This is a genomic window from Terrabacter sp. P2_E3 (assembly GCF_056403915.1).
Map to the genome: position 1 here is coordinate 30,318 of NZ_JBFUEN010000010.1, position 15,650 is coordinate 45,967.

Sequence of the window (15,650 nt, forward strand, 5' to 3'; positions counted from 1 at the left end):
GGGTCGTCGCCCCGAACGTCCTCACCCCGGACCGGCTCACTCGGTCGGGAACCCCCGCTGCTCGTCGGCGCGTCGCTGCCGCTCCAGCGTGTCGGCCTCGTCGAGGCGGGTCGCCTCGGCGAGCGTCGGCGCGGTGCCGCCCATGCTCGCGGGGAGGAACTTGAGGTCGGGGCCCGTCAGGGGCTCGTAGGCCGCCCGGGCGACCGCGAGCAGGTCGGCCATGACGGCCTTGTACTGCTCGGTCACGGCCACGGGGTCGGCATCGGGCGCGACGGCGATCGGCTCCCCGACGTTGATGAGGATCGGGACGTTGGTGCGGCCGAGCCGCTTCGGGTGGCCCTTGGTCCAGACCCGCTGCGAGCCCCAGATCACGACGGGCAGGATCGGGACACCGGCCTCGACCGCCATCCGGGCCGCACCGGTCTTGAACTCCTTGAGCTCGAACGAGCGCGAGATCGTCGCCTCCGGGAAGACGCCGACGATCTCTCCGGCGCGGAGCGCGTCGACGGCGGTGGCGTACGACGCCGCTCCCGCGGTCCGGTCGACCGGGATGTGCTTCATGCCGCGCATCAGCGGACCGCTGACGGCGTGCGAGAAGACACCGTCCTTGGCCATGAACCGCACGAGGCGGTCGGACTTCTGGGCGGCGAGCCCGGCGTAGGCGAAATCCATGTAGCCGGTGTGGTTGATCGTCATCACCGCTCCCCCGGTGCGCGGGACGTTGTCGTCGCCGAGGACGGTGAACTTCAGCCCCTGCATCGCGAACACCCCGCGGGCGAAACCGATGACGGACGAGTAGACGGGCTCCATGGGGACACTCTGCCCTGCGCCGCTCCGCTTCGGCACGCCGATGGGCCGATCGCCCCTGCCGACGAACACGGGATGACCGTGATCGCGTGCGCGGCCGTGACGCACGCCACGCCGGTCGCGACTCTTGACGTGCCGACCCGCTGCGGTGGCGCGCGGACCGACGGACGGCATACGCGCGTGGTCCGACCGTGCCGGTCGGCCGGGGGAAAGCCGGTCGAGGGCACCCCGGCGCGCATGGAAGGATTGGGCGCATGACTGACACACCTGCACCCACGACCTCGCGGATCCCCGAGCGACCCACGCTCGACGGGCTCGAGGAGAAGTGGATGCAGGTATGGGCCGACGAGGGCACCTACGCCTTCGACCGCGAGAAGGCCCTCGCGCTCCCCCGCGACCAGGTCTTCGCCATCGACACCCCGCCGCCCACGGCGAGCGGCAGCCTGCACGTCGGCCACGTCTTCAGCTACACCCACACCGACTGCATGGCCCGCTACAAGCGGATGCAGGGCCTCGAGGTCTTCTACCCCATCGGCTGGGACGACAACGGCCTGCCGACCGAGCGCCGGGTGCAGAACTACTACGGCGTGCGCGGCGACGCGAGCCTGCCCTACGAGGAGGGCTTCATGCCGCCCTTCGAGGAGGGCGTCGACGCCAAGGGCAAGGCCATCAAGGCCGCCGACCAGCGCCCGATCAGCCGCAAGAACTTCATCGAGCTGTGTGACGTCCTCACCGTCAAGGACGAGGTGACCTTCGAGTCGCTCTTCCGTCGCCTCGGCTTCAGCCTCGACTGGGACATCTCCTACCGCACCATCGACGAGCGCTCGCGCGCCGTGGCGCAGCAGGCCTTCCTGCACAACCTCGAGCGCGGCGAGGCCTACCAGAGCGAGGCCCCGGGCCTCTGGGACGTGACGTTCCAGACCGCCGTGGCGCAGGCCGAGCTCGAGGCGCGCGACTACCCCGGCGCGTACCACCGGGTCGCCTTCCACCGGGACGGCGGCGAGCCGGTCTTCATCGAGACGACCCGACCCGAGCTCATCCCGTCGGTCGTGGCCCTCATCGCGCACCCCGACGACGAGCGCTACCAGTCGCTCTTCGGCACGACGGTCACGTCGCCGCTCTTCGGCGTCGAGGTGCCGGTGGTCGCGCACCGCGCCGCCGAGATGGACAAGGGCGCCGGCATCGCCATGTGCTGCACCTTCGGCGACCTCACCGACGTCATGTGGTGGCGCGAGCTGCAGCTGCCGATCCGGTCGCTCATCACCCGCACCGGCCGCCTCCAGGCCGAGACGCCCGAGTGGCTCGCCGGCGGCCCGGGCGAGGCCCTCTACGCCGAGTCGCTCGCGACGAAGACGACGTTCAGCGCCCGCGAGGCCGTCGTGGCCGCGCTGCGCGAGTCCGGCGACCTCGACGGCGAGCCGCAGAAGACCCAGCGCAAGGCGAACTTCTACGAGAAGGGCGACAAGCCGCTCGAGATCGTCACCTCGCGCCAGTGGTACATCCGCAACGGCGGCCGCGAGGAGGCGCTGCGCTCCAAGCTCGTCGGCATGGGTGACGAGGTCGACTTCCACCCCGCCTTCATGCGCTCGCGCTACAAGAACTGGGTCGAGGGCCTCAACGGCGACTGGCTCATCTCGCGCCAGCGCTTCTTCGGCGTGCCGTTCCCGGTCTGGTACCCCGTCGACGTCGCGGGTGAGGTCGACCACGACCACCCGCTGACACCGCCCGCCTCGGCGCTTCCCGTCGACCCGCAGATCGACGTGCCCGAGGGCTACGAGGAGTCCCAGCGCGGCCAGGCGGGTGGCTTCGTCGCCGACCCCGACATCATGGACACGTGGGCCACGTCGTCGCTGACGCCGCAGATCGCCGCCGGCTGGCCGGTCCGCGAGGGCGCCGCCGACGGCGACCGGCTCGGGTCGGACGAGGCGCTCTTCGCGAGCATCTTCCCCTACGACCTGCGTCCCCAGGGGCACGACATCATCCGCACCTGGCTCTTCGCCACGGTGACGCGCTCGTACTTCGAGCACGGTGTGGCGCCGTGGAAGCACGCCGCGATCAGCGGCTGGATCCTCGACCCCGACCGCAAGAAGATGAGCAAGTCCAAGGGCAACGCCGAGACGCCCGAGGACGTCGTCAAGGCCAACGGCGCCGACGCGGTGCGCTACTGGGCGGCCTCGGGTCGCCTCGGCACCGACGCCGCCTACGACACCGGCCAGATGAAGGTCGGGCGCCGGCTCGCCATCAAGGTGCTCAACGCGAGCAAGTTCGCCCTCGGCTTCGGTGACGTCGACGGCGACCTTCGTGCCGCCGTGACCCACCCCCTCGACCTCTCGATGCTCGCGGCCCTCGCCGACGTCGTCGACAAGGCGACCCAGGGTTTCGAGGGCTGGGACTACACCCGCTCGCTCGAGGCCACGGAGACCTTCTTCTGGACGTTCTGCGACGACTACCTCGAGCTCGTCAAGGACCGCGCCTACGGCGGTCAGGGCGACGAGGCCGCCGCGAGCGCCCGTGCCGCGCTGCGCCTCGCCCTCGAGACGCTGCTGCGCCTGCTCGCACCGTTCCTCCCCTACGCCACGGCCGAGGTCTGGTCGTGGTTCGGCGAGGGCTCCGTGCACCGCCAGTCCTGGCCGACCCGTGACGAGCTGCCCTCCGGTGGCGAGCCCGCGCTCCTCGCATCGGTGGGGTCGGCGCTGGCGGGCGTGCGCAAGGTCAAGTCGGAGGCCAAGGTCGGCATGCGCGCCGAGGTGCGCACCATGACCCTCGTCGCCCCCGCCGCCTCGGTCGCCCACGTGCGGGCGGCCGAGTCCGACCTGCGGGCCAGCGGCCGCATCAGCGAGCTGGCGTATGCCGAGGGCGAGGTCGTCGAGGTGCGTGACGCCGAGCTCGTCCCCGTCGAGAAGAAGCCCGCCCAGGGCTGACCCACCGAGCGACCCGTCGGTCGTCTGCCGCCCGGACCTATCGGGACGGCAACGATCGGCCGGCTCGGCGACCGTCGACGAGCCCGCTGGCATAGGGTCACTCGCATGTCGAGGCGGGGGGCTCAGGTCACCATCGTGGGTGGCGCCGTCGTCATGGCCGCTCTGGTCGTGGCCGCGCTGGGCCAACCCGTGCCGTTGCTGTCCCGCCCGCTCGACGCGCAGACGTTCACGCCGCTGCCGACCCTGACGTCCCTGCCTCCCTCCGCGACGCCGCCCCGGTCGACGTCGACGTCGACGTCGACGCCCTTCGACCCATCTCCCGTGCTCGTCACCCTCGTCCAGATCGTGCTCGTGCTGGCAGCCCTCGTGGTGCTCGTCGTCCTCGCGCAGCTGGTCCGGTCGCTGCTGCGCCGGCGCCCGCACCTCGAGCTGCACGAGGAGCCCGACTTCGCGATCCCGCTCGTGCCCACCGAGCTCCTCGAGGAGGCGCGGGACCGGCTGCGGGACCTGGAGAGCGGCGAGCCCCGCAACGCCATCGTCGCGGCCTGGCTCGGACTCGAGACCTCCGCCGCCGCGACCGGACTGCCGCGACTGACCGCCGAGACGTCGACGGAGTACACCGAGCGCGTCATCGGCGTGTGGCCGGTCGACTCCGCCCGGCTGGGCGACCTCGCCGCCCTCTACCGCGAGGCGCGCTTCTCGGTCCACGACCTCGGCGAGAGCCACCGTGACCGGGCGATCGCCGACCTCCGGGTCCTCATCGCCGACCTCGAGCAGGTGGCTTCGCGGCAGGCTGCCGAGCGTGGCGCGTCGGCGGCCGCGCGGGAGGAGTCGTCGTGAGCAGCCAGCCGGACGGCATACCTCCTCGGACCCGGCGCGAGGCGCGCGAGGCGCGCGAGGCGCGCGAGGCGCGCGAGCGGGCAGCGGCGTCGGCCGGACGGCCACTCCCCCGCGGCGCGGTCCGCCGGGCGCCCTCGCGGACCCGGGAGATCGCCCTGGCGCTGCGCCCGTGGCGTCGTCGACTCGTCGGCCTGTTCCTGACGTGGGTGGTCCTGGCGGCACTCACGGCGGGGCTCGGTCTCGCACCGGACGTGCCCGTGCTCCTCGTGATCCTGCTCGCCGCCGCGCTGCTCGTCTGGCACCTCATCGACCACACCGCGCCGCAGCACCTGACGGTCTGGCCCCTCGTCGACGGCGACCTCGGCGGGCACTCGCGCGGCAACGACTTCCGCGTCACCAACCTGGCGGGACGGCTCGAGGCGGCCAACACCCGCCGCGAGGGGCGCGAGAGCGTCGTGCACGACCTGCACCTGCAGCTGCAGGTGCTCATCCGCGAACGGCTCTACGCCCGGCACGGCATCGTCGCCGAGGAGGAGCCGAAGTGGGCCCAGGGTGTGACGCCACCCGAGCTGTGGGACCTGCTCGTCGGCCTGCCCCCAGCCGACCTGTACCGTCCCCAGCGCCTCGACCCCATCCTCCGACGAATCGAGCAGTGGTAGCGCATGACCGAGATGAACCTGACCCGGGTCAGTGAGCTGAGCGGTGCCGTCCTCGACGAGGTCGACCGGGCGGTCGTCGGCAAGCGCGAGTCGCTGCGGCTCGTCCTGTCCGGCATCCTCGCCGGCGGGCACGTCCTCATGGAGGACTTCCCCGGCCTCGGCAAGACGCTGGCGGCACGCAGCTTCGCCCAGACCCTGGGGCTCGACTTCAAGCGGGCCCAGTTCACGCCCGACCTGCTGCCCGGAGACATCACCGGCTCGTTCATCTACGACCAGCGGTCGGGCGAGTTCGAGTTCCGCGCGGGGCCCCTCTTCGCCGGACTTCTCCTCGCCGACGAGATCAACCGGACGCCGCCGAAGACCCAGGCGGCGCTCCTCGAGGCGATGCAGGAGAAGCAGGTGACGGTCGAGGGCCGCACCTTCCAGCTGCCCCGCCCCTTCCACGTCCTCGCGACCGCGAATCCCGTTGAGTACGAAGGGACCTACCCGCTCCCGGAGGCGCAGCTCGACCGCTTCCTCATGCGCATCTCGTTCGGCTACCCGACCCTCGACGAGGAGTGGGAGATCCTCTCGAACCGGATGGCCCGCCAGCGCGAGGAGCAGGAGCTGCGCCGCATCGTCGACGCGGAGCAGCTGCTCGCCATGCAGGCGGCCATCGAGGCGACGGCCGTCGACGAGTCGGTCGGGCGCTACTGCGTCGCACTGACCGCAGCCAGCCGCACCCACGCCGACGTCCTCATGGGCGCCTCTCCCCGTGGCGCGCTCGGCCTGCTCCTGTGCGCCCGGGCGTATGCCGTCGTCGACGGTCGCGACTACGTGACCCCCGAGGACGTCAAGGCCGTGGCCGTGCCGGTCCTCGCGCACCGCATCACCGTCAAGCCCGAGCTGTGGATGAGCAACGCGTCGGGGCGCAGCATCGTCGAGAGCCTCCTTCGGACGGTCGCGACCCCGTCGGCCCGGGAGCACCTGGCACCGGGACCGGTCGCCGACTCGTCAGCGGGCCCGGCGGCTGGCGGCTGAGAGCCCGTGCAGCCCTGGCGCCCCCACCGGACAGCCACGCGCCGACTCGGCGGGTGGGAGCCGACCGCTGCCCACCAGCGGGCGATCCTCCTCGCCGCCGGCGGCGCGATCGTCGCCGTCGTCGGTCGCCGGGCCGACCTGCTCGTCATCGTGGCGCCGCTCGTCGTCGCTGCGCTGTGGGGCCACCTCGCGCGGCCACGCACCGAGGTGACCGCGACGGCGCGACTCGGCGACTCGACGCTGCGCGAGGGGTCGGCGACCGGGGTCTACGTGACCACCGAGCCAGCCCTGCACGACGTCCACGGCGTCGTCACCCTGGCCCAGGCCCCGTGGGTCGAGCGCAAGCCGTCGAGCGGGATCGCCGAGCTCGAGGACGGGGCCGCGACGCTCGGGCTGCGGTCCACGCGCTGGGGACGACGTCGCGTCGGCACCGTCAGCGTCGCGCTCGTCAGCACGTGGGGAGCCTTCCGCGCCGGCCCCGTCGACCTGCCGGACCTCGACTCCGCCACCCTCCCCGTGCCGGCTTCCTTCGACGCGAGCGCCCCGACACCGCACCCCCGCGGCATCGTCGGGCTGAACCGGTCGAACCGGCCCGGGTCCGGCTCGGAGTTCAACACGATCCGCCGCTTCCACCCGGGTGACCGGCTGCGGCGGATCCACTGGCCCGTCTCGATGCGGACGGGGGCCCTGCACGTCACGTCGACGTTCACCGACGAGGACGCCCACGTCTTCCTGCTCGTCGACTGCTTCAGCGACGTCGGCCCTCGCGAGGGCATCGACGGACGCCCGACGAGCCTCGACGTCACGGTGCGGGCCGCCGGCGCGATCAGCGAGCACTTCCTCCGGAGCAACGACCGGCTGACCCTGCGCACCGTCGGCGCGGCCGAGGTCCCGACCCTCGGCGTCGGCTCCGGCACGAACCACCTCCGGCGCGTGCTCGACACGCTCGCCGCGATCTCGCCGGCCACCGAGCGACGCGACACCGGCGAGCACGCGATCCGCGGCGTCGACCCCAACGCCCTGTGCCTCGTCCTCTCACCGCTCATCGACCCGACGATGGTGACGCTGGCCCACACGCTGGCGGCGCGCGGAATGACCGTCGTCGTCGTCGACACGTTCCCCGACCACCTCGTCGCCGACCCGTCGAGCGTCTACCAGGCGTTGGCCTGGCGGATCCGGCTGCTGTCGCGCGACGCCGAGGTGCACAACCTCCGGCTGCGCGGTGTCCCGGTCGTGCCCTGGCGGGGCGCCGGCTCCCTCGACCAGGTCCTCCGCGACATCGCGCGCCGGGCGTCGGCACCACGGATGGCGAGGCGGTGACCGTGCGCGCACCTGCTGAGGACCCGCTGCCCCAGGAGCTGCTGCGGTCGACGCGTCCGCCGTCGGTGGCCCGCCGCGTCCGGCTGCGCCGGACCGTGCGGTTCGGCGCCGGACCCGAGTGGTCGCTGAGCCAGCTCGGCGCGACCGGCGCGGCGATGGGCGGTGTCGCCGTCTACCTCGCGAGCCTCTCCCTCGCGGTCGGCGGGTTCGACTCCCTCTGGTGGGCGCTCGTGCTGCTGCCGCTGGTCACGATGGCCTGGGCCGGCTCGGCGGCTCCTGCCGTCTACTGGACCCTGCTGCTCTACGGGTGGTTCACGCTGACCCCGGCGGGGAGCTTCTCGTGGTGGTCGCTGCCGGCCGCCGCCGGCTGCGTCGTCGGCCATGCGGCGACCGCGCTCTCTGCGTCGTCACCACCGGCCGGGTCGTTCACGGCCGCCACCACCCGTCGCTGGGTACGCCACACGGCCCTCGCCTTCGCGGCGGCCGTGCCCGTCGCCATCCTCGCGGGGCTGCTCGCCGGACGTTCGCCGGGACTCGTCCCGGCGGCATACGTCATCGGGCTCGGCGGGGTGGCCGCCGGCCTGTGGTTCGTGCGCACGAGCCCGCCCGTCGAGCGGGTCTGAGCCGTTCCGTCCGTCGGGGCGGGACGGCCGGCCAGGTCGACGCACCGAAGGCTCGACACGTGGTTTGCCAACAGGCCCGTCCCGATCTACTCTTTGATGAAACGAAACAGTTTCGTTTCATCGGGGTGGGGCCGGGGTGAGCATGAGCACGACCAGCGCGAGCACGACGGACGCCGCACACGCGAGCCGTCCGCGTGTCGCCGGCGACCGCGAGGTCGAGATCCTCGAGGCCGCGATCGACGTCCTGCGCGAGAGCGGCTACGACCGGCTCACGTTCGACGCCGTCGCCACGGCCGCACGAGCGTCCAAGGCGACGCTCTACCGACGCTGGCCGCACAAGCGCGACCTCGTCATCGACGCCGTCGGGCTCTTCATCGACTGCCCCGCCGAGCAGGACCCCCACACCGGGAGCCTGCGCGGCGACCTGCTCGCCCAGGCCTGCGCCGACGGAGGCCTCGACGACGAGGTCGTCATCGGCACGTGGGGGGCGCTGCTCCCCGTCATCCACCGCGAGCCAGAGCTGGCGCGCGGCATCCACGAGCGGTTCCTGGCCCCGAAGATCGAGGCCACCCGCACCATCTTCGAGCACGCCCGAGAGCGCGGTGAGGTCGGCGCCGACGCCGACCTCGACACCCTGCTGATGATCCTCCCGTCCCTGTCGATCCATGAGGCACTGCTCTCCGGACGTCGACCCGGGCCGGACCGCATCGCCGAGTTCGTGGACAGCGTCGTCCTCCCGGCCTGCGCCGCCACCCTCGCGCCCGCGCCCAGCACTCGCTGAGCCGGCCGCGTCGGGGCGACCCACCACCACACCTGCATGCCTTCGAGAGGAACACCCATGTCTTCGACCACGGTCGATCAGGTGGACGAGCCCCAGAGCGACTTCACCTCCCACGACACCCCGCCGAAGCGCCTCGGCCTGGCGCTCTTCGTCATCTGCGCCGCCCAGCTCATGATCGTGCTCGACGGCACCATCGTGAACATCGCGCTGCCCCACATCGAGACCGACCTCGGCTTCAGCCAGGCGAACCTCCAGTGGGTCATCACCATCTACACGCTCGCCTTCGGTGGCGTGCTGCTGCTCGGCGGTCGCCTCGGTGACCTCTACGGCCGGCGTCGGCTCTTCTTCTGGGGCATCGTGCTGTTCACGCTGGCCTCGCTCGTCGCCGGCGTGGCCCAGAACGAGGCGATGATGCTCGCCGCCCGCGCCGTCCAGGGCCTCGGTGGCGCCCTCGCCGCCCCCAACGCGCTCGCGCTGATCACGACGACCTTCCCGGCCGGCAAGGAGCGCAACCGCGCCATGGGCGTCTTCGCCGCCATGTCCGGTGCCGGCGCCGCCATCGGCCTCATCCTCGGCGGTGCGCTGACCGAGATCGACTGGCGCTGGAACTTCTTCATCAACCTGCCGATCGGCATCGTCGTCGCGATCCTCGCCCTCCGCATCCTCACCGAGTCCGAGGACGGCGGCGGCACGCTCGACATCCCCGGCGCCATCACCTCGATCGCCGGTCTCTCCTCGCTCGTCTACGGCCTGACCCACGCCGCGAGCACCTCGTGGAGTGACGCCACGACAATCACCTACCTCGCCATCGGTGTCGTCCTGCTCGTCGCCTTCGTCGTCATCGAGACGCGGGTCAAGCACCCGCTCCTGCCGATGCGCATCCCCGGCGACCGGACCCGCGGCACGTCCTACTTCGTCATGCTCATCGTCGGCGCCGGCATGTTCGCGATGTTCTACTTCCTCGGCATCTACATCCAGACGATCCTCGGCTACTCGCCGCTCAAGACGGGCCTCGCGTTCCTGCCCTTCTCGGTCGGCATCGTCGTGGCCGCGCAGCTCGCGTCGTTCCTCATCGCCAAGGTCGACCCGCGCTGGATCTCCGGCGCGGGCGCGGGCTTCGCTGCGCTCGGCATGTGGGGCTTCACCCACCTGACGCCGCAGAGCACGTATGCCGCCGACCTGCTGCCGTGGATCGTCGTCCTCGCCTTCGGCCTGGGCCTGATCTTCGTGCCGCTCACCCTGACGGCCGTCCACGGCGTCGCGCACGAGGACTCCTCGGTGGCCTCGGCCGTGCTCAACACGATGCAGCAGGTCGGCGGCACGCTCGGCCTCGCGACGCTGAGCACGATCTTCGTCAACAACATGGGCGATAAGGTCGCCGAGCTGACCGCGAAGCTGCCGCAGGGTGGCCCGGCTCCCTCCAAGGAGCAGCTGGCCGCGGCCCAGAAGATGATCGCCGACGAGGCGTTCACCTACGGCGCCAGCCGCGCCTACCTCGTCGCGGCGATCATGATCGCCGTCGCGGGCGTCGTCACCCTCGTCGCGCTCCACGTGCGACACGAGGAGCTCGCGACCGACGGCGCGGCCCCGGCCCACATGGGCTGACCTGCTCGACCCATCGAGAGGCCATCGAGAGGCCATCGAGAGGCCATCGAGAGGCCATCGAGAGGCCACCGTTCATGCGAACGGTGGCCTCTCGCCGTGTCAGGGGTGGGGATCGGCCCAGACGGCGGCCCAGGGCACGTCCCAGCCGGCGATGGCGAGACGGCGCTCGACGAAGGCGTGCTCCGGGAGGTCGACGACGCGCCCGACCGACGGCTCGTAGACGTCGAGCTCCTGCTCCCCCGTCGGCGGCAGGACGAGCACGACGTGCCGCGGCGCCCAGGCGTTGCCGACGTAGAGGAGCGCTGGACGGCCGGGACGCACCCGGGCGCGGAGGGCGGCATACGTGTGCCGGAGCCCGACGCGTCCGCGCTGGCGGAACCACGCGAGGTCGTAGTCGGCCTCGGGATCGGCGGCGCCGTACTCGAGCTCGTTCAGCGCGCCCCACGGGGGCGTGCCGAGCGCCCGCGGCCACGGCAGCTGCAGCCGGCGTCCCGCGCCGACCACGGCATTGGTGCGGGAGGCGACGACCTGCTCGTAGGCGGCGAAGCGCTGGGCCTCGGTGCCACCGTCCGGCACGTCCCCGTCACGCGCATCCTTGCGTATGCCGTCCCGGATCCACTGCGCGAACATCGGGTTGGCGAGCATGCGGGCGACGGTCAACGAGGCCGACCCGCACGTCGTGCTCGTCTGCTGCACGGGCGCGTGGTCCCCGGCCACGAGCCGGAAGGGGGCGACCACGGGTCAGCCTCCGTTCACGCGGACGCGGCGCGGGCGGTCATGAGGGTCAGGCAGATTCCTTGCGCGGACGCTTGGCCCGCGGCTCGGCCTCGCGACGCACGATCGTCGGGTTGACGTTGTCGAGCACGACTTCGCGGGTCACGACGACCTTGGCGATCTCGTCGTCGCTCGGCACGTCGAACATCACGGGGAGGAGGACCTCCTCCATGATGGCGCGCAGTCCGCGGGCGCCCGTGCCGCGCAGCAGCGCCTGGTCGGCGACCGAAGCGATGGCGTCGTCGGTGAACTCGAGGTCGACGCCGTCGATCTCGAACATCTTCTGGTACTGCTTGACGAGCGCGTTGCGCGGCACCGTGAGGATGTTGACGAGGGCCTGCTGGTCGAGCGGCGCCAGCGTCGTCAGGACGGGCAGGCGGCCGATGAACTCGGGGATGAGACCGAACTTCAGCAGGTCCTCGGGCATGACGTCCTGGAAGCTGTCGCCGAGGTCCTTGGGGTTGTGCAGCGGCTGGCCGAAGCCGAGGCCCTTGCGACCCGAGCGCGACTCGATGATCTTCTCGAGGCCGGCGAAGGCGCCGCCGACGATGAAGAGCACGTTGGTCGTGTCGATCTGGATGAACTCCTGGTGCGGGTGCTTGCGCCCGCCCTGCGGGGGCACGGACGCGGTCGTGCCCTCGAGGATCTTGAGCAGGGCCTGCTGGACACCTTCGCCGGACACGTCGCGCGTGATCGACGGGTTCTCGCTCTTGCGGGCGATCTTGTCGACCTCGTCGATGTAGATGATGCCCGTCTCGGCCTTCTTGACATCGTAGTCGGCGGCCTGGATGAGCTTGAGGAGGATGTTCTCGACGTCCTCGCCGACGTAGCCGGCCTCGGTCAGCGCCGTCGCGTCGGCGATGGCGAACGGGACGTTGAGCATCTTGGCCAGCGTCTGCGCGAGGTACGTCTTGCCCGAGCCCGTGGGGCCGATGAGAAGGATGTTCGACTTCGCGATGTCGATGTGGTCGTCGTCGCGCTTGACGCCCTCACCGGCCTGGATGCGCTTGTAGTGGTTGTAGACGGCGACGGCGAGCGACTTCTTGGCGACGTCCTGGCCGATGACGTAGTTCTCGAGGAAGTCGAAGATCTCGCGCGGCTTCGGCAGGTGGTCGAGTCCCAGCTCGCTGCTCTCGGCGAGCTCCTCCTCGATGATCTCGTTGCAGAGGTCGATGCACTCGTCGCAGATGTACACACCGGGACCGGCGATGAGCTTCTTGACCTGCTTCTGGCTCTTCCCGCAGAAAGAGCACTTGAGGAGGTCTCCGCCTTCTCCGATGCGTGCCACCGATTCGCTCCTGGTTCGTCGGCGCCGAACGCTGGGGTGCACCCGGCAGGCCCCAACCTAGGGGCCGACTCCTATTAGACGACGAGGTGGCCCCCTCCCGCTCGCGCAACGCCGCTTGTCCGCTGATGGCGGACAAACGACGAGGCTGTCACTTGAACGGCGTTCCATTCGAATCGCGCTGTGGCGCATCGTCGCTGCCATCGGTCCGGCCACGCCGCCGACGGGTGAGGAGCCCGAGACCGATCGCCAGCGCGAGACCCCCGAACGTCACGACGAGCAGCCCCACGAGCGCGATGACGAGCATCGTCGTCAGCGACATCCCTCCGCCTCCCACGTCGACAGCCGCAGCACCGGGGAGCACGGCGCCGTCCGCAGCCGGCGCCCGGGCCGGACCGGCGGCAGCCATGAGGGCTCCGGCAGCATCGGTGCCGGTGGCGACGACGTCCTGGCAGCCGGTGGCCGTGAGCTCGCCGCCGGACTCGACGAGGGCGAGGACGTAGCTCCCGCCCGAGCTCACGAGGTCGGGACTCTCGGTCAAGGCCCGGACGTGCGTGGTCTGCGGCGCACTGCCCCGGTGCACCGCGCTGACCGCAATGGTCCAGGCGACCGGACGCGGGTTGTGGTCACCACCCGGGTCGTCCACCGCGGTGACGCGGCCGGTGAGCACGACGTCCGAGTCGGCGACCACCTGGGCGGGCTCGCGGCCCGCGCACGAGGCGAGCGCGGACGAGGGGGTCGCCACCAGCCCGATGACCACGAGACCGACGAGCGCGACCAGCCGCACGACATACGTCCTCATGACGCGCAGCGTAGGGCGCGAGCTCCCGACGTGCCGCCTCGCCGGTCGCGCCGTGGCTGGATCGTTGCGGTCAAGCGGACGCCCCGACCGCAAACATCCCGCCACGGCGGGACCCACGCTCATGCCGGCTCCCGCAGGTCCTCCGACGTGCTCGGGAAGTGCCGCCGCCACTCGTCGTCGACCGGCGGGACCGGCATGCCACGGCCCCGCATCGCCGCGCGAATCCTGGACAGGGTCGCTGCCGGTGTGCGGTGGAGGTCCTTGGCGATGACGACGACGATGCGCCAGTCGTTGCCGTCGAGCCACTCGCGCCGGTCGCGGTCGGAGCCCCACTGCGTCTGCGAGTCCACGTGCTGCCACCCGTCGTACTCGATGACGAGGCCGTCGTCCGGATAGCTGAGGTCGAGACGGAACCGCACCTCACCGTGGGGCCAGTGGATCTTGTGGTTGACCACGGGTTCGGGCAGGCCCGACAGCACCATGAGCATGCGAAGGCGCGACTCCATGGCCGAGTCGACATCGGCGCGCACCAACCGTGCAGCCTTGCGAGCCAGCCGCCCACCCGTCCCTCGATGGGCGGTCGCTGCCTCGACGAGCAGGTCGACCGTCACTCGCTTCCGCCGCACGAGCGAGTCGCCGAGCACGACCAGGTCGACGAGGCTGAGCACAGCGGCGAGGTCGAGGAACGTCTGGACCGGGGTCGTGACGGGGAGGCCACGCCACCTCGTCGCCCGCTTCGGGCGGCCGCACCGATGGGTGCGGATGCCCTCGACCTGCGGACGGCGAGTAGGACAGGTCAGGTGCACGAAGCCGTCGTCCGGAACGACCGCTCCCCACAGGCGCGCTGCGCTGTGGTGCGAGACCGTTGCGTCCGGCGCGACGAGGAGGGCTCCCCTCGCCAGCAGGAGCGGCGTGAGCTCGGCCTCTCGGTCGACGTAGACGTCGTGGAAGAGCCGTCGAAACCGTGACGTGCGCAAGTGCCAGTCGGTGACGCCAGGAGGCCGCTGACCTCGGCGGAAGGGCTGTGCAGTCGGCATGCCCGATCGTTGCGCGGTCCGGACGGCGTTCGCAGAAGTCGTCCACAGGCCTCCAGACCCCTGCCGTGGTGGGATGATCGCGGCCGCAGCGCCCGGTCCGCCGCAGAGATCCAGCCACGGCGGGACGAGGGCGGGTCAGGCGGACGTGAGGTCGCGGACGATCGCGACGTACTGCTCCTGCGCCGCCTCCGGGGCCGTGCCCGAGAGCTTGGCCCACGCGTCGTACTTCGCGCGCCCGACCGGGTTGGTGAAGCCGGGACGCGACCCGCTCACGTCGCCGGCCGTCGCCTGCTTGAAGAGGCCGTAGAGCCGCAGCTTGACCTCGTTGCCGGGGTCGGTCGTCAGGCCCTTGACCGACTCGACCGCCTGCTCGAACTCCGCACTCGCCATGACCGCACCTCCACGCTCGACACCAGGTTCACCGAACATCCAAGCAGGTACGCCGAGGGCCGGGTCCCAGCGGAACCCGGCCCAGCGGCACACGTGCTCGTGACGAGCGGGAGGTCAGTCCTCGAGCGAGGCCTTGCGCGAGGCGAGGACCTCGTCGATGAGGCCGTAGGTCTTGGCGTCCTCGGACGACAGGATCTTGTCGCGCTCGATGTCGCTGCGGACCTGCTCGGACGTGCGCCCCGTGTGGTGCGCAAGGGTGTCCTCGAGCCACGTCCGCATGCGCAGCACCTCGTTGGCCTGGATCTCGATGTCCGAGGCCTGGCCGTAGTCGCCGCCCGAGAGCGCCGGCTGGTGGATGAGGATGCGGGCGTTCGGCAGGGCGAAGCGCTTGCCCGGTGCACCGGCGCCGAGGAGCACGGCGGCGGCCGAGGCGGCCTGTCCGATGACGAACGTCTGGATGTCGGGCCGGACGAACTGCATCGTGTCGTAGATGGCCGTCATGGCCGTGAACGAGCCACCCGGGCTGTTGATGTACATGAGGATGTCGCGGTCGGGATCGAGCGACTCCAGCACGAGCAGCTGGGCGATGATGTCGTCGGCCGAGGCGTCGTCGACCTGCACGCCGAGGAAGATGATGCGGTCCTCGAAGAGCTTGTTGTAGGGGTCGGACCGCTTCATGCCGTAGGAGGTGCGCTCCTCGAACTGCGGCAGGATGTAGCGGCTCGAGGGCTGGGCCACCGCGAGGCGGTTGGTGGGTTCGATGTTCATGCGTGTCTCCAAGTCCTG

The 15,650-nt window shown here is 71.4% G+C and carries 15 protein-coding genes; 8 read left to right on the plus strand and 7 right to left on the minus strand.

The features are described from left to right. Positions 1–36: 36 nt before the first annotated feature. The gene (locus AC1DW8_RS14915) at positions 37–810 is read right to left on the minus strand and encodes a lysophospholipid acyltransferase family protein (RefSeq protein ID WP_056775973.1); all 774 of its coding nucleotides are present in this window, start codon (positions 808–810) and stop codon (positions 37–39) included. Between the two features lie 251 nt (positions 811–1,061). On the opposite strand from AC1DW8_RS14915, the gene valS reads away from it, so the two are divergent. From valS to AC1DW8_RS14955, 8 genes are all read left to right on the plus strand, one after another. Next, positions 1,062–3,728, plus strand: coding sequence for a valine--tRNA ligase (gene valS, locus AC1DW8_RS14920; RefSeq protein ID WP_478094997.1), 2,667 nt, complete (start codon positions 1,062–1,064; stop codon positions 3,726–3,728). Between the two features lie 105 nt (positions 3,729–3,833). Next, positions 3,834–4,568 carry a DUF4129 domain-containing protein gene (locus AC1DW8_RS14925; protein ID WP_478094999.1) on the plus strand — a complete coding sequence of 245 codons (735 nt, stop codon included), beginning with the start codon at positions 3,834–3,836 and terminating at the stop codon, positions 4,566–4,568. Continuing rightward, positions 4,565–5,227, plus strand: coding sequence for a hypothetical protein (locus AC1DW8_RS14930; RefSeq protein ID WP_478095001.1), 663 nt, complete (start codon positions 4,565–4,567; stop codon positions 5,225–5,227). Before AC1DW8_RS14925 ends, AC1DW8_RS14930 begins: the two co-directional genes overlap by 4 nt. Before the next feature lie 3 nt (positions 5,228–5,230). Continuing rightward, a complete protein-coding gene (locus AC1DW8_RS14935) occupies positions 5,231–6,247 on the plus strand; it encodes an AAA family ATPase (protein ID WP_056775958.1) in 1,017 nt (338 codons plus the stop codon). A gap of 6 nt (positions 6,248–6,253) precedes the next feature. Continuing rightward, positions 6,254–7,567: a DUF58 domain-containing protein gene (locus tag AC1DW8_RS14940; RefSeq protein ID WP_056775951.1), complete on the plus strand. Its 1,314-nt coding sequence runs from the start codon at positions 6,254–6,256 to the stop codon at positions 7,565–7,567. Between the two features lie 2 nt (positions 7,568–7,569). Next, complete coding sequence (locus tag AC1DW8_RS14945) at positions 7,570–8,190, plus strand: hypothetical protein (protein ID WP_478095003.1); 621 nt, start codon at positions 7,570–7,572, stop codon at positions 8,188–8,190. Between the two features lie 142 nt (positions 8,191–8,332). Beyond that, positions 8,333–8,971, plus strand: coding sequence for a TetR/AcrR family transcriptional regulator (locus AC1DW8_RS14950; protein WP_235508768.1), 639 nt, complete (start codon positions 8,333–8,335; stop codon positions 8,969–8,971). Positions 8,972–9,028: 57 nt separating this feature from the next. After that, positions 9,029–10,576, plus strand: coding sequence for a DHA2 family efflux MFS transporter permease subunit (locus tag AC1DW8_RS14955; protein ID WP_056775947.1), 1,548 nt, complete (start codon positions 9,029–9,031; stop codon positions 10,574–10,576). A 99-nt stretch (positions 10,577–10,675) separates the two neighbouring features. On the opposite strand, the gene AC1DW8_RS14960 is transcribed toward AC1DW8_RS14955, so the two are convergent. The 6 genes from AC1DW8_RS14960 to AC1DW8_RS14985 form a co-directional block, all read right to left on the minus strand. Continuing rightward, complete coding sequence (locus tag AC1DW8_RS14960; RefSeq protein ID WP_056775942.1) at positions 10,676–11,314, minus strand: hypothetical protein; 639 nt, start codon at positions 11,312–11,314, stop codon at positions 10,676–10,678. A 46-nt stretch (positions 11,315–11,360) separates the two neighbouring features. Next, a complete protein-coding gene (gene clpX, locus AC1DW8_RS14965; protein ID WP_020144518.1) occupies positions 11,361–12,638 on the minus strand; it encodes an ATP-dependent Clp protease ATP-binding subunit ClpX in 1,278 nt (425 codons plus the stop codon). Positions 12,639–12,786: 148 nt separating this feature from the next. After that, entirely contained in the window at positions 12,787–13,437 is a 651-nt protein-coding gene (locus AC1DW8_RS14970) for a hypothetical protein (protein WP_478095010.1), read from the minus strand. Between the two features lie 119 nt (positions 13,438–13,556). Next, on the minus strand, positions 13,557–14,474 hold the full coding sequence (locus tag AC1DW8_RS14975) for a hypothetical protein (protein ID WP_478095012.1): 918 nt from the start codon (positions 14,472–14,474) through the stop codon (positions 13,557–13,559). A gap of 135 nt (positions 14,475–14,609) precedes the next feature. Continuing rightward, a complete protein-coding gene (locus AC1DW8_RS14980; protein WP_056775935.1) occupies positions 14,610–14,864 on the minus strand; it encodes an acyl-CoA-binding protein in 255 nt (84 codons plus the stop codon). A 114-nt stretch (positions 14,865–14,978) separates the two neighbouring features. Continuing rightward, the gene (locus tag AC1DW8_RS14985; RefSeq protein WP_056759361.1) at positions 14,979–15,632 is read right to left on the minus strand and encodes an ATP-dependent Clp protease proteolytic subunit; all 654 of its coding nucleotides are present in this window, start codon (positions 15,630–15,632) and stop codon (positions 14,979–14,981) included. Positions 15,633–15,650 lie beyond the last annotated feature (18 nt).